At 71.6% G+C, this 13,335-nt stretch carries 10 protein-coding genes; 1 reads left to right on the forward strand and 9 read right to left on the reverse strand.

The window, feature by feature from the left end:
- Window positions 1-50: 50 nt before the first annotated feature.
- The 6 genes from DFJ66_RS07570 to fabG form a co-directional block, all read right to left on the reverse strand.
- The gene (locus DFJ66_RS07570; RefSeq protein WP_121219266.1) at window positions 51-1,859 is read right to left on the reverse strand and encodes a glycoside hydrolase family 6 protein; all 1,809 of its coding nucleotides are present in this window, start codon (window positions 1,857-1,859) and stop codon (window positions 51-53) included.
- A gap of 398 nt (window positions 1,860-2,257) precedes the next feature.
- Window positions 2,258-3,034, reverse strand: a complete 777-nt coding sequence (locus DFJ66_RS07575) for a hypothetical protein (protein WP_121219268.1) — start codon at window positions 3,032-3,034, stop codon at window positions 2,258-2,260.
- Window positions 3,035-3,128: 94 nt separating this feature from the next.
- Complete coding sequence (locus DFJ66_RS07580) at window positions 3,129-3,641, reverse strand: YcxB family protein (RefSeq protein WP_147459189.1); 513 nt, start codon at window positions 3,639-3,641, stop codon at window positions 3,129-3,131.
- A gap of 11 nt (window positions 3,642-3,652) precedes the next feature.
- A complete protein-coding gene (locus DFJ66_RS07585; protein WP_121219272.1) occupies window positions 3,653-4,669 on the reverse strand; it encodes a ferrochelatase in 1,017 nt (338 codons plus the stop codon).
- A 115-nt stretch (window positions 4,670-4,784) separates the two neighbouring features.
- The gene (gene fabI / locus DFJ66_RS07590) at window positions 4,785-5,552 is read right to left on the reverse strand and encodes an enoyl-ACP reductase FabI (protein ID WP_121219274.1); all 768 of its coding nucleotides are present in this window, start codon (window positions 5,550-5,552) and stop codon (window positions 4,785-4,787) included.
- A gap of 52 nt (window positions 5,553-5,604) precedes the next feature.
- Window positions 5,605-6,309, reverse strand: coding sequence for a 3-oxoacyl-[acyl-carrier-protein] reductase (gene fabG, locus DFJ66_RS07595; protein WP_121219276.1), 705 nt, complete (start codon window positions 6,307-6,309; stop codon window positions 5,605-5,607).
- 95 nt (window positions 6,310-6,404) lie between these two features.
- Here fabG and DFJ66_RS07600 point away from each other — a divergent pair, with 95 nt between their 5' ends.
- Window positions 6,405-9,077 carry an FAD-binding and (Fe-S)-binding domain-containing protein gene (locus DFJ66_RS07600; protein ID WP_246029623.1) on the forward strand — a complete coding sequence of 891 codons (2,673 nt, stop codon included), beginning with the start codon at window positions 6,405-6,407 and terminating at the stop codon, window positions 9,075-9,077.
- 88 nt (window positions 9,078-9,165) lie between these two features.
- Here DFJ66_RS07600 and cutA read toward each other — a convergent pair whose 3' ends face one another.
- From cutA to DFJ66_RS07615, 3 genes are all read right to left on the reverse strand, one after another.
- Window positions 9,166-9,486 carry a divalent-cation tolerance protein CutA gene (gene cutA, locus DFJ66_RS07605; RefSeq protein ID WP_121219280.1) on the reverse strand — a complete coding sequence of 107 codons (321 nt, stop codon included), beginning with the start codon at window positions 9,484-9,486 and terminating at the stop codon, window positions 9,166-9,168.
- A 317-nt stretch (window positions 9,487-9,803) separates the two neighbouring features.
- Window positions 9,804-10,802, reverse strand: a complete 999-nt coding sequence (locus tag DFJ66_RS07610) for a LacI family DNA-binding transcriptional regulator (protein WP_121219282.1) — start codon at window positions 10,800-10,802, stop codon at window positions 9,804-9,806.
- Window position 10,803: 1 nt separating this feature from the next.
- Entirely contained in the window at window positions 10,804-13,296 is a 2,493-nt protein-coding gene (locus DFJ66_RS07615; RefSeq protein WP_211351021.1) for a beta-glucosidase family protein, read from the reverse strand.
- Window positions 13,297-13,335: the final 39 nt, after the last annotated feature.

Consider the following 13,335-nt stretch of genomic DNA (forward strand, 5'->3'; position numbering starts at 1 on the left):
GTGGGCGGTGTCCTCGGGGTGAGGACACCGCCCACGGGGTGGGTCACCCGTCAGGACAGCGGCGGGTAGGCGTTGCGCATGAGCTCCTGGAACTGGGCGGAGAACCAGTGGCCCGACAGCGGCGCGTTGGGCAGGGCGCCCGACAGGTTGTAGCCGTTGCGCGGGTTGCCGGTGTACGTCGGGTCGCACATCCGGTCGAAGCCCTTGCCCTCGTCGTTCGGGATCGCCGTGCTCGAACCGTCGGACTCGCCCGGCGGCTTGATCCAGACGTAGGCGTCGATGTTCGGCTTCGGCGCCGCCTTCGGGCGCTCGCCGAGGCCGGCACCGCTCTGGTTGCACCAGTTGCCCTTCTGGAAGCGGCGGTCGATGCGGGACTCGTCGACGTACTTCGCCGCGTCGGTGCTGGTCGACTTCGCGGTCGGGCGGTTCGCGCCGCCCCAGCCGTTGCGGGAGGTGTCGATCAGCATGCCGATCCCGCTGTCGAAGCCCTGCTTGACCAGTTCGGCCCGGAACGCCGTGGCGAAGCCCAGCTCGCCGTTGAAGTCGTTCCAGTCCACCCACTTCGACGCCTGCTTCACCTGCTGGCCGCCGACCACGTCGTCCACGGTCCAGAACGGCTCCTCCAGCGCGGAGTAGTTCGCCGTGTTGGTGATGAAGCCGTGGACGTCGGACTTCGTGACGCCCTCGCGGCCCAGGATGGAGGCCATCATCTTCGCCGAGGCGAAGAAGTTGTCGTACTCGGGAACGGTGTCGCCCCACCCGATCCAGCCGTGGTGGCCGGAGTCGAGGTAGTTGTAGACGTTCGGGATGTCGCCCAGCTTGGACACCGCGTACGCCACGCCGTTCTGGTAGTTCTGGTTCTGCTTCATCACGTCGCAGTTCGGCGTGGCCGTGGCCCGCGGCGTGACGTTGGTGACCAGGTTGGGCAGCGAGTCGATCTCGATGACCGCCACGATGCGCAGGCGCGCGTACTCCGGCCGGGCCAGGATGCCCGCGATCTTGTCGATGTACTCGGCCTTGTAGCGCGGCAGCTCGTCGGGCTTGAGCTCGCCGTTGGACGCCAGCGCCGCGCAGTCGCGGCCGGGCAGGTTGTAGATGACGACCTGGAAGACCAGCTCACCGGTCGGCGACGCGGCGCGCTGGCGCTCCGCCTCGTTCAGGTGGTCGGCCAGCCCCATGCTGCCGGTGGTCGGCGAGCCGTTGCCGTCGATCGCACTGATCCGGTCCATCCACACGCCGGTCGGCTGGTTGGCCACGCGCGAGCCACCCGGCTCGGCCGCCGCCTGCCGGCTCCACTGCGGGTTGACGTACACGCCCGCGCCGACGTACGGGTTGTCCGCCCGCGTGCCCGGGTTGGGGTTGCCCGAGGTGGTGGTCGTCGTCGTGGTGGTCGTGGTCGTCGTGGTGGTGGTCGTGGTCGTCACCGTGCCGGTGCAGACCGTGCCGTTGAGCCGGAACTGGGTCGGCTTGGGGTTCGAGCCGTTCCAGGAGCCGTTGAACCCGGGAGTGGCCGTCGCGCCGGACCCGAGGGTCGCGGCCCACTCGGGGTTCTGGACGGTCACCTTCGTCCCGGACTGGCTGAACCGGCCGTTCCAGCCCTGCTGGACCGTCTGGCCCGCGGCGAAGTCCCAGTCCAACGTCCAGCCGCCGGAGATCGCGTCCCCGAGGTTGGTGACCGTGACACTGGCCCCGAAACCGCCCTGCCACTGGCTGGTGATGGTGTAGTCGACCTTGCACCCCGGCGCGGCGTTGGCGGTGGCTCCGCCGAACACCACCGCCGCGGCCGAGAGGGCACCCACCGACACCATCGCCATCGCTCCGGCCGTTCTCCGCGACCGGAGGAATGTGCGAGGACTCATGCATCGCCTCCTTGCGAGCAATTCATCTCGTCTGGGAGCGCTCCCAGCATGTCCCGGCTCAACGGTGAGCCGGTTACCGGGGAATGGGGACTGGGAGCGCTCCCAGACGTACCGTAACCCACGACACATCACGTTGACGAGGGGTTCATTCACAGTGCGTGCGCGGGTGGCCCGGTCGCAAAGGCGCTGACCAGGGGCGATGCGGCGAGGTTTTCACCAACGTCGGAACGGTGCACCGAAATGGCGCGCGACCGAAGAGGCTAAGTAATGCCGTGAAAAGCCGCAGAGAATGTGCGCTGTTCGGCCGGACAACACACGTATGACGTTTCCGGCAAGTTCAGCCTAATACAACCCGTCGCCAGGCGCGAGTGGGACCCGATTCGCCGCGACGCGGTGCCCTAGTGCCGGCCCGCCGCTTGGTCCGACAGCACGCGGACCGCTTCGTCCACCGCCGCGAGGCGCGCTTTGCGGACCGCTTCCGACAGCGGGCGCAGGGCCTCGTCGCGGGCGGTCTGGGCGGAGGCGGAGAGCGCGCCGCCCGGGGCGTCGGACGCGGCTACCTGGAGGATGGCCGCGACCTCGGCGGCGCGTTGGAGGACGCGCAGGGCTCGGGGTGGCATGCCGGTGGGCCACGGGAGCTTGGTGTGCGCGGAGGACAGGTCGGCGATCTCCTCGCGCACGTTCGGCCGGTGGCGGGCGACGTCCAGGGTGATCAGGGCGGTGGCCGCCTCGCGCATCGCCGACGCCAGGCCGTGTTCGGCCTCGCCGATGGGCACGTGCTCGGCCGGGGTCACGGTGGGCAGGTCGAACACCGTCCAGCGCAGCACGCCCTCGGCGACCAGGCGGGGCACCAGGCCCACGCCCACGTCCGGCAGCACGACGGCCTGCCCCGCGCGCAGCGCGCTCGCGCTCAACGGCCCGCGGCCACCCAGACCTCGGACGTCTCCGGCGACCGGCAGCACGAGCCGGGCCGTGGACGCCGACGCCCGGCGCAGGGCGGCCAGCAGCAGGGCCGCGCCCACGGGGGACTCGTCCGGGCCCGGGAGGTCGAGGGCGGTGGCGGTGCCGTCGTCGTCGGCGACCACCTCGTGCAGCTCCGCCCAGAACCCCAGGGCGTCCAGGACGTCGTCGGCCGCCGCCGCTCCGTGGAGCCAGGCGGACGTCCACACGACCATCGTCGCACTCGCACAGGACACGGGACTCAACCTTACGCGCGCCCACCGACAGTTCAGGCGGACGGTCCGGGGGTTCGGACGGGTGTTCGGTGGATCAGGCGGCCGGCCCGACGTGTTCGGCCAGCAGGGAGCGGAAGCGGGCGACGGCGTCCGGGTCGGGGAAGGCGCGGTGCGGCACCGCGTACATCGCCGTGGTGGCGGTCCGGAGCACGAACACCCCGCCGGTCTCCGACCACGCCGGCAGGTCCGACCAGTCCACTTCGCTGCGCGCCGCCTCGCCGACCGACATGCGCAGCGAGTGGGCGTCCGCCGTGCCGGTGACGGTCTTGGCGGCCAGCGGGTGGTTGTGGAAGTTCACCGCGGTGCCGATGGGCACCAGTGCGATGATGATCACAGCCAGGGCCAGCCCGAACACGCCCGCCCACGTCATGCCCAGGGCCAGCACCACCGCCCCGAACACACCCAGCACCAGGCCGAACCACGGCGCCCACCGGTAGAGCGGGATCGCCGTGCGCAGGGCCTGCCGCCAGTCCGACGGGTGCGGCGACCAGGTGAAGTCGACGCTGGCCGGGCGGGCCGCTCCTTCGTTCACCGCTTCGTCGTTCACCGCTTCCTCGCTCACCGGGCGGGCCGCTTCGCGGGTTCGCAGCACAGCGGTACGCACGGAGCGCCGTTCAGCGTGCACCCGGCCGCCGGGAACGCCGAGAGCTTGCGGGCCGGGAGGTCGGAGGTGTGCTCCCCCACCAGCTCCGCGACGAGCTGTGCGAACCGCGGGTCGCCGTTGGGCGTGGCCGCGCGGGCGAAGCCCATGCCGAGTTCGGCCGCCCGGTCGCGGGCCTCGGTGTCGAGGTCCCACACCACTTCCAGGTGATCGCTGACGAACCCGATCGGGCACACCACGACGTTCGCCACGCCCTTGTCGTGCAGGGCCTCGATGTGGTCGACGACGTCGGGCTCCAGCCACGGGATCTGCGGCGGCCCGGAACGCGACTGCCACACCACGTCGTACTCGGGCAGCGACAGCGCGGACGCCACCAGCCGGGACGCCTCTTCCACCTGCCGGGAGTACCGGTGACCGCCCTCCTCCGGCGGACCGGCGGCCTTGTCCGCCGACACCGGGACCGAGTGCGCGGTGAACACCACCCGGTACTCGTCGAAGGGCTCGGCCGCCGCGCGAACGGATTCCGCGAAGGAGTCGATGAACAGCGGGTGGTCGAAGAACTGGCGCAGCTTCACCAGTTCGGGCGCGTCCGGCACGGCGGCGCGGGCGCGCAGGATGTCCTCGTCGTACTGCCGGCACGCCGAGTAGCCGCCGTAAGCGCTGGTCGGGAACACCAGGGCGCGGCGGACGCCATCGGCCTTCATCCGCGCGAGGGTGTCCTCGACCATGGGGTGCCAGTTGCGGTTGCCGAAGTAGATCGGCAGGTCCAGCAGCGGCTCGACGGCGGCGATGGCCTGCCGGTTGAGGGCGTTGATCGGCGAGACGCCGCCGAAGTGCAGGTAGTGCTGCTCCACCTCGTCGAGGCGTTCGGGCGGGACACCACGGCCCCGGGTCACGTTCTCCAGGAACGGCCGAACGTCCTCGGGTCCTTCCGGGCCGCCGAAGGACAGCCAGAGCAGCGCGTCGTAACTCACGGGGTCCATCCTCGCGCTGAGCGCGCGAGGCCGCACAACCGGGTCCGGGTGATCACGAACACCGTGTGCACGACCTCGCCGGGAGGGGCGACGCGGCCCCTCCCGGCAGGTGCGTCTAGAGGCCCAGGAAGTGGACGCCGCCGTCCACGAAGACCATGGAACCCGTGGTGGCCGGGAACCAGTCGGACAGCAGGCCGCACACCGACTGCGCGACCGGGGTCGGGTCGTTGACGTCCCAGCCCAGCGGGGCCTTCTCGCCCCACATCGCCTCCAGGTCCGCGAAGCCCGGGATGGACTTCGCCGCCATCGTGCGCACCGGGCCGGCCGAGACCAGGTTCACCCGGATGCCCTGCGGGCCCAGGTCGCGGGCCAGGTAGCGGTTGATCGACTCGAACGCGGCCTTCGCCGCGCCCATCCAGTTGTAGGCGGGCCAGGCCTGGCGGGCGTCGAAGTCCAGGCCCACGACCGACGCGCCCCGGCCCAGCAGCGGCAGGGTGGCCTGGACCAGCGCCTTGTACGAGTACGCCGAGACGTGCATCGCGGTGGCGACGTCCTCCCACGGCGCGTCCATGAACGGCGCGCCCAGGCAGGACGGCGGGGCGTAGCCGATGGCGTGCACGACGCCGTCGAGGCCGTCCACGTGCTCGCGGACCCGGTCGGCCAGCGTGTCCAGGTGCTCCTGGTTCTGCACGTCCAGCTCGACCACGGGCGCGGGCTGCGGCAGCCGCTTCGCGATCCGCTCCACCAGGCTCAGCCGGCCGAACCCGGTGAGCACCACCTGGGCGCCCTGCTCCTGGGCGACCTTGGCCACGTGGAAGGCGATCGACGCGTCGGTGATCACCCCGGTGACCAGCAGCCGCTTGCCTTCGAGCAGACCCGTCACGTGTCTTTCCTCCGAGAGTTGTGCGAAAAGGGGAAGGTCGGTGCCGAACCGCTCAGTGGCCCATGCCGAGGCCGCCGTCGACCGGCAGCACCGCGCCGGTGATGTAGGCGGCGGCGTCGGAGGCCAGGAACGTGACGGCGGACGCGATCTCCTCGGTGGTGCCGTACCGGCCGGCGGGCACCTGGGCGAGGATCTGCTTGCGGCGCTCCTCGGGCAGCGCGTCGGTCATGTCCGTGGTGATGAAGCCGGGCGCGACGACGTTCGCGGTGATGTTGCGCGACCCCAGTTCGCGGGCGATCGAGCGGGCCACGCCCACGAGGCCTGCCTTGCTGGCGGCGTAGTTGACCTGGCCGGCGCCGCCCATCAGGCCCACGACGGAGGAGATGAACACGATCCGGCCGTAGCGCTTGCGCAGCATGCCCTTGGACGCGCGCTGCGCCACCCGGAACGCGCCGGTCAGGTTGGCGTCCAGGACGCGGGTGAACTGCTCGTCGGTCATCCGCAGCAGCAACGTGTCGTCGGTGATGCCGGCGTTGGCGATCAGCACCTCGACGGGGCCGTGCGCGGCCTCGACCTCGGCGAACGCGGCGTCCACCTCGGCCGCGCTGGTGACGTCGCACTTGACGCCGAGCAGGCCCTCCGGCGAGCCCGAGCCCCGGTGGGTCACCGCGACCTTGTCGCCCTGCGCGGCGAACGCCTGCGCGATCGCCAGACCGATACCCCGGTTGCCGCCGGTGACCAGTACGGACCTCGACACACCCTGCTCCCATCGCTGCTGGTTGATGCGGGGCGAGGCTATCTCCTACCGCCAGGTACGCCACCACGGGCCGGGGGTGGATCACAATCGGCCGCGTGACCGGTTTCGTGGAACAACTGCGCGCCGCGGTCGACGGCGACGTCCTCGCCGACCCCGCCAGCCGCGCGCTGTACTCGGTGGACGCCTCCAACTACCGGCACGTGCCGCGCGTGGTGGTGCGCCCCCGGTCGGTGGACGCGGTGGTGGCGGCGGTCGGGGTGGCGACCGCGTTCGACGTGCCGATCACCAACCGGGGCGCCGGGACCAGCATCGCGGGCAACTCCGCCGGACCGGGACTGGTGATCGACTTCGCGAAGTACCTCGACCGGGTGGTCTCGATCGACCCGGACGCGCGGGTCGCCGTGGTGCAGCCCGGGGTCGTACTGGACCGGCTCAACGCGGTTGTCAGGGACTTCGGGCTGGTGTTCGGCCCGGACCCGTCCACGCACTCGCGGTGCACGATCGGCGGGATGATCGGCAACGACGCCTGCGGCGCGCACTCGGTCGCGTGGGGCAAGACCAGCGACAACGTGCTCGGGCTGGACGTCCTGCTGGCGGATGGGCGGCGCTTCGACACCCGGACGCCGCCCGCGCTGGACCTGCCGGCCGTGGACCCGGGGTGGTTCCCGGCGCTGGACCGGCGGGTCTCCGGGTACCGGCTGGACGCGCTGCCCGACCTGACCCGGGCGCTGGTCGGGTCCGAGGGCACCTGCGTGACGGTGCTGGGCGCGACGCTGAAGCTGGTCGAGGCGCCCCAGCGGCGGGTGCTCGCGGTGCTGGGGTTCGACGGGCCGTACGACGCCGCCGACCACGCCCCGCTCGTGCGCGCGCTGCCGGTGCTCGCGGTCGAGGGCATCGACGTGAAGCTGGCCGAGTCGGCGGGCGACTCCCGGACGCTGCTGCCGCGCGGCGTGAGCTGGCTGTTCGTGGAGACCGCCGACGAGGACACCGCGCACGCGGCGGCGGCCCTGGCCGCGCACTCGGTGGTGGTGACCGACCCGGCGCGGCAGCGGGCGCTGTGGCGGGTGAGGGAGGACGGCGCGGGCCTGGCGACCCGGATGGCCGACGGGAGCGAGGCGTGGTCGGGGTGGGAGGACGCGGCCGTCCCGCCCGAGCGGCTGGGCGCGTACCTGCGGGAATTCGACGCGTTGCTGGCCGGCCACGGGCGGCGGGGCGTGACGTACGGGCACTTCGGCGAGGGGTGCCTGCACGTGCGGATCGACTTCGACCTGAGGTCCGGCTATCGGGCGTTCTTGGAGGACGCGGCGGACCTGGTGGTGGCGCACGGCGGGTCGCTGTCCGGTGAGCACGGGGACGGGCAGGCCCGGTCGGAACTGTTGACGCGGATGTACCCCAAGGCGGCGATCGAGGCGTTCGGGCGGTTCAAGCGCGCGTTCGACCCCGAGAACCGGATGAATCCCGGCCGGATCGTGGACCCGTTGCCGTTGGACGCCGACCTGCGGGTGGTCGTCGCTCCCCCGGTGATCCCGACTCGGGCTGCTTTGGCGCTGCGAGCCGATGGTGGCGATCTGGCGGCGGCGACGCGGCGGTGCGTGGGCGTCGGGAAGTGCCTGAACACCTCGGGTGGGGTGATGTGCCCGAGTTATCGGGTGACGCGGGAGGAAAAGCACTCGACGCGAGGGCGGGCGCGGCTGCTGTTCGAGATGTTGGGCGGCCAGGTCGTGCGCGGCGGGTGGCGGTCGGAGGAAGTGCGCGAAGCCCTGGACTTGTGTCTGGGGTGCAAGGGGTGCAAGCGCGACTGTCCCGTGGACGTGGACATGGCCACCTACAAGGCGGAATTCCTGCACCACCACTACAAGGGGCGGGTGCGGCCGTTGTCGCATTACTCGATGGGGTGGCTGCCGTTGTGGCTGCGGTTGCGGATGGTGAACGGGGTGACGGCCCGGTTCGCCCGGTTCGCCGGGGTGGCGGAGGAGAGGCCGTTGCCGACGCTGGCTCGGCGGACGTTCCAGCGCGTGTTCGAGGGTGGTGGTGAGGGGGAACGGGTGGTGCTCTTCCCGGACACCTTCACGAACTTCTTCGAGCCTCGGATCGGGTTGGACGCGGCGGCGGTGTTGGGGCACGTCGGGCAAGGGGTGGAGGTACCGCGGGGCGCGGTGTGCTGTGGGCTGACGTGGTTCTCGACCGGGCAGGTGGACGTGGCTCGGCGGGTCGTGCGGCGGACCGCGAAGGTGTTGCGGCCGTGGACGCGGGACGGGGTGCCGGTGGTGGGGTTGGAGCCCAGTTGCACGGCGTTCCTGCGGTCGGACGCGCTGGAGGTGGCCGGGGACGACCCGGACGTGGTGCGGCTGGCGTCGTCGGTGCGGACGTTCGCGGAGCACGTATCGCCGTTGGTGGAACCGGTGTCGGGTGGTGGATCGGCGGTGGTGCAGCCGCATTGCCACCAGTACGCGGAGTCCGGGACGGCGGCGGACCGGGAGTTGCTGGAGCGGGTCGGGGTGAGCGCTTCGATGGTGTCGGGGTGCTGTGGGCTGGCGGGGAACTTCGGGTTCGAGAAGGGGCACTACGACGTGTCGATGGCGGTGGCGGAGTTGGAGTTGCTGCCTGCGGTGCGTGCGGCTTCGTCGGAGGGGGCGGCTGTGGTGGCGGACGGGTTCAGCTGTCGGACCCAGGTGCGGCAGGGGGCGGCGGTGGAACCCGTGCACACGGCGACGCTGGTGGCGCGGGCGTTGGGGGTGGCGCGGGCGTTGGGGGTGGCGCGGGGGTAGGGCGGCGCGGGGGTAGGGGGTGGCGCGGAGGTAGGGGCGCGGGGCGGAGGTAGGGGCGCGGGGCGGGGGTAGGGGGTAGGGGCGGGGGTCAGCGGGTCTGCTCGGTGATCCAGGTCAGGTAGTCGGGGCTGCCGGCCAGGACGGGGAGGGCGATGACCTCCGGGGTGTCGTAGGAGTGGTTGGCCTGGATGAAGGTGGTCAGCTCGTCGAGGCGGTCGTAGGTCGTCTTGATCCACAGCTGCCACTCGCGGTCGTCCTGGATGGCGTCGTCCCAGCGGTAGATGCTGCGCACCGGGGCGCTGATCTGGACGCACGCCGCCAGCCGGTGCTCGACCAGTGCGCGGGCCAGGGTGGCGGCGGCGTCCTCGCTGTCGGTGGTCGTGATGGCCACGACGTGGTTGTCGCTCATCCTGCGGAGACTAACGACCTCTCTGACGTGCTTCGCGATCCCAAGAGCGGAAAGCGGAAAGCGAAGAGCGGAAAGCGAAGAGCTAAAAGCGACGCTCGCCGCTGGGCAGGCCCCCGGGGGTGGGAAGGGCGTCGGTTTCTTCCCCCCGTACGGCCTGCCGGAGGCAACCACGCTTGGCCCGTTTCCGCAACCGGAAAAGCTGGTTGCAGAAACGGACCAAGCGTGGTTGGGCTGCGCCCAGGCCGTACGGGGGGAAGAAACCGAGGCCCTTCCTGTGGCTGGTAGCCAACAGGAAAAGCAGCGCGCGTGTGGCGGGGTCAGCGGGTGGTGCTGGCTCGTTCGGTCAGGCGGGGAGGGAGGAGGGTTAGGGCCGGGGTGGGGGCTCGGTTGAGCTTGGCCATGAGCAAGGCGACTGCGTGGTGGCCGAGTTGTTCTGCTGGGACGTGGACTGAGGTCAGTGCGGGCCTCAGGCGTTCGGCCTGGTCGTCTGGGCAGATGGCGACCACGGCGATGTCGTCGGGGATGCGGCGGCCCAGGGAGCGGAGCACGTCCAGGACCGACTGGAGTGCGGCCTCGTTGTGGACCACCAAGCCGGTCAGCTGCGGGTGGCGTTCCAGGAGGCTGGTCACGGTTCGGTGCACGGACTCGTGGTCGGTTTCCGTGGGGACGGTGGTGGAGGAGACTCCTCGGCGCATCGCCGCCGCGCTGAAGCCGGCCATGGTGCGGTGGGCGTAGCCGGTGTCGCGTTGGTAGACCGCCCTCGGTGCGCCGATCAGGGCCACCGAGGTGTGGCCCAGGTCGGCCAGGTGGTCCACGCACCTCGCGCCCGCCTCGGCGAAGTCCAAGTCCACGCAGGTCAGGCGGGCGGCGTCCGCTGGGAAGCCGATGAGGACCGAGGGGCGGTCGAGCTCGCGCAGGACGGGTACGCGTTCGTCGTGCATCTCGACGTCCATCACGAGCAGGCCGTCCACCTGCGCGCTGCCCGCGACCCTGCGCAGACCGGCCGCGCCCTGGTCCGCCGTCACCAGGAGGACGTCGTGCTCGTGGCGGCGGGCCGCGCCGGCCACCGCGACCACGAACTGCATCATCACGGGCATGTGCATGCCCTCGCGCATCGGGACCACCAGGGCGAGCACGTTCGCCCGGCTGCTGGCCAGGGACCGGGCGCCCGCGTGCGGGTGGTAGCCCAGAGCCCGCACGCTGGCCTCCACACGGGCCTTGGTGGCCTGCGAGATGGACCGGCGGCCCGTCAACGCGTAGGACACCGTGCTGGGCGCGACCCCCGCGTGTCGAGCCACATCGGCGATCGTGACCAAATCAACCCACCTCCGCAACGCGCACACCGGCTTCTTCGGCGGTCATCGTGAGCACTCCGTCGGTCAAGTCCACGCGCGTGCCCTCCGGGGCCGTCCGGTGCCCCGGTGTCACGTCGTGGAAGGAAATCCAGGCGCCGGCGTGGGTGAACACCACTGTGTCGTCCACCAGCCGCACGCCGTCGCAGTCGTCGAAGTCGATGGCTCGCAACACCCCCGAGCGCGGCTCGACCAGCTCGCCGGGCACGTCGACCACGAGTCTGGCGCGGATGTCCTGGGAGGACGACCCGACCAGCAGTTCGTACTGCCCGGCCTCGGTCAGCCGGCGGCCGGACACGACGTCCCAGTGCCACAGGTGCTCGACCGGCAGTTCGACCACCTGCCGCTCCCCCGGCTCCAGGTGCACCCGCCGGAACGACTGGAGCCGGCGCAGCGGCTGCCGGACCCGGGAGTCCAGCGCGGTCGAGTACAGCTGGACGACCTCCGCGCCCGGCATCGTCCCGGTGTTGGTCACGCCGGTGGACAGGGTGCCGCCACTCCATTGTGGACTGTCGTAGGCGAAGGTCGTGTAGCTCAGGCCGTGGCCGAACGGGAACAGCGGCTCGCCCTCGAAGTACAGGTACGTGCTCCTGGCCCGGATGACGTCGTAGTCGAACAGGTCCGGCAGGTCGGCGTCGGAGGCGTACCAGGTCTGGGTGAGCCGCCCGGCCGGCGAGTACTCCCCCACCAGCGCCTGCGCCACCGCCCGTCCCTGCTCCTGCCCGCCGTGCGCCGTCCACACCACCGCGGGCACGTCGACGTCCAGCGCGTACGGGTAGCTGCTGACCAGCACGAGCACGGTGCGCGGGTTGGCGGCGAGCACGGCCCGCACCAACTCGGCCTGCGGGAGACCCAGCCCCGTCCGGTCCTGGGTCTCCCGGCCGTTGATGTGCGGGTCGTTGCCCACCACCACGACCGCCGCGTCGGCTTCGGCCGCCACCTCCGCCGCCGCGGCGGTCCCGTCCACCACCGGCTCGACGGTGAACACCTCGGTCTCGGTGCCGTGCACGACGTTGTGCAGCACGACACCACCGTCCTGGGTGCGCGGCTCGAACAGCTCGCGCACGTCCCACCCGCCGGGCGCGTCCGCCTCGGCCACCAGGTCGCCGTCCTCGGACACGCCGAGGTACTTGCGCGTCCCCACGTGCCGGAGCGTCCACACGCCGTCGCCCCAGTCGAAGACGTCGAACTCCGCCCGTTCGCCGAGGCCGACGGTCCCGTCCCGCACGCCCAGGTACCGGCCGTCGGCGGCGCGGAAGGCCACCCGGTCCACGCCCTCGCAGTAGGAGACGGAAGCGAAGTCGGAGAGTCCGTCGAGGACGGTCGTCCGGTAGGGCAGGGTGCCGCTGTACCAGTCTTCGTGGACGGTGTCGGCGTGTGAACCGATCACGGCGAGCTTCAGGCCGCGTGGCAGGGGCAGGACGTCGTTGTTGCGCAGCAGCACGACCGCTTGGCGTGCCGCTTCCAAGGCCAGCTCGCTGTGCGCGCCGATGACGTCGGAGGTGATGGCGGCGTACGGGTTGTCGTCGGGTGGGTCGAACTCGCCCAGGCGGAACCGCAGCGCCAGCACCCGGCCCACGGCCCGCTCCACCACGTCCCAGGTGAGCAGGCCGTCCTTCAACGCCGTGGTCACGCTCTCGACCGTCAGCGTGTTGTCGTCGCCCTGGTCGGTGAAGCTGTCCAGGCCCGCGATGAGCGCGGCGGCGTGCCCCTCCGCCTGGGTGGGCAGGAACCCTTGCAGGCCCGCGATGTTGGAGGGCGCGTACGCGTCGCTGAGCACGGCCACGTCCGGCGGCAGGAGGCCCAGCAACGGGCTCACGTGCGCGGGACGGCCGTTGACCAGGTTGTACGACGGCATCACCGCCACGGCGGCGGCCAGCGGACCCAGGAAGCACGGCAGCTCGTACTCGTGCAGCACCCGGGGGCGCAGGTCCGACGACGTGACGCACCGGTCGGTCTCGTTGTTGTAGCCCAGGAAGTGCTTGAGCGTCGGCGCGGTGCGCAGGTAGCGCGGGTGGTCGCCACGCAGGCCCGACGCGTACGCGGTGGCCAGCGCCGACGTGAGCACCGGGTCCTCGGAGTAGCCCTCCTCGTTGCGGCCCCACCGCGGGTCGCGCAACGGGTTCACCACGGGCGCCCACACGTTCAGGCTGTGCGACACCGGGTCCCGGTGGTGGAAACCCCGCGCCTCCACGCCGACCGCCGTGCCCACCGCGTGCAGCAGGTCCGGGTTCCACGACGCCGCCAACCCGATCGCCTGCGGGAACACGGTGGCCTCGCCCAGCCACGCCACGCCGTGCAGCGCCTCGGTGCCGGTGCGGAACTCCTCGACGTCCAGGCGCGGCACCGCGGGCTGGCGCTGGTGCAGCATCGCCACCTTCTCCTCGTCGGTGAGCCGGCCCAGCAGGTCGGCCACGCGGATGGGGACCGGCAACGCCGGATCGCGGAACGGGAGCACCTTCAGCACACCTCGCGCGGGAATCGAACGGCTCGAACG

The sequence above is a fragment of the Saccharothrix variisporea genome (assembly GCF_003634995.1).
GTDB classification, from domain to species: Bacteria; Actinomycetota; Actinomycetes; order Mycobacteriales; family Pseudonocardiaceae; genus Actinosynnema; species Actinosynnema variisporeum.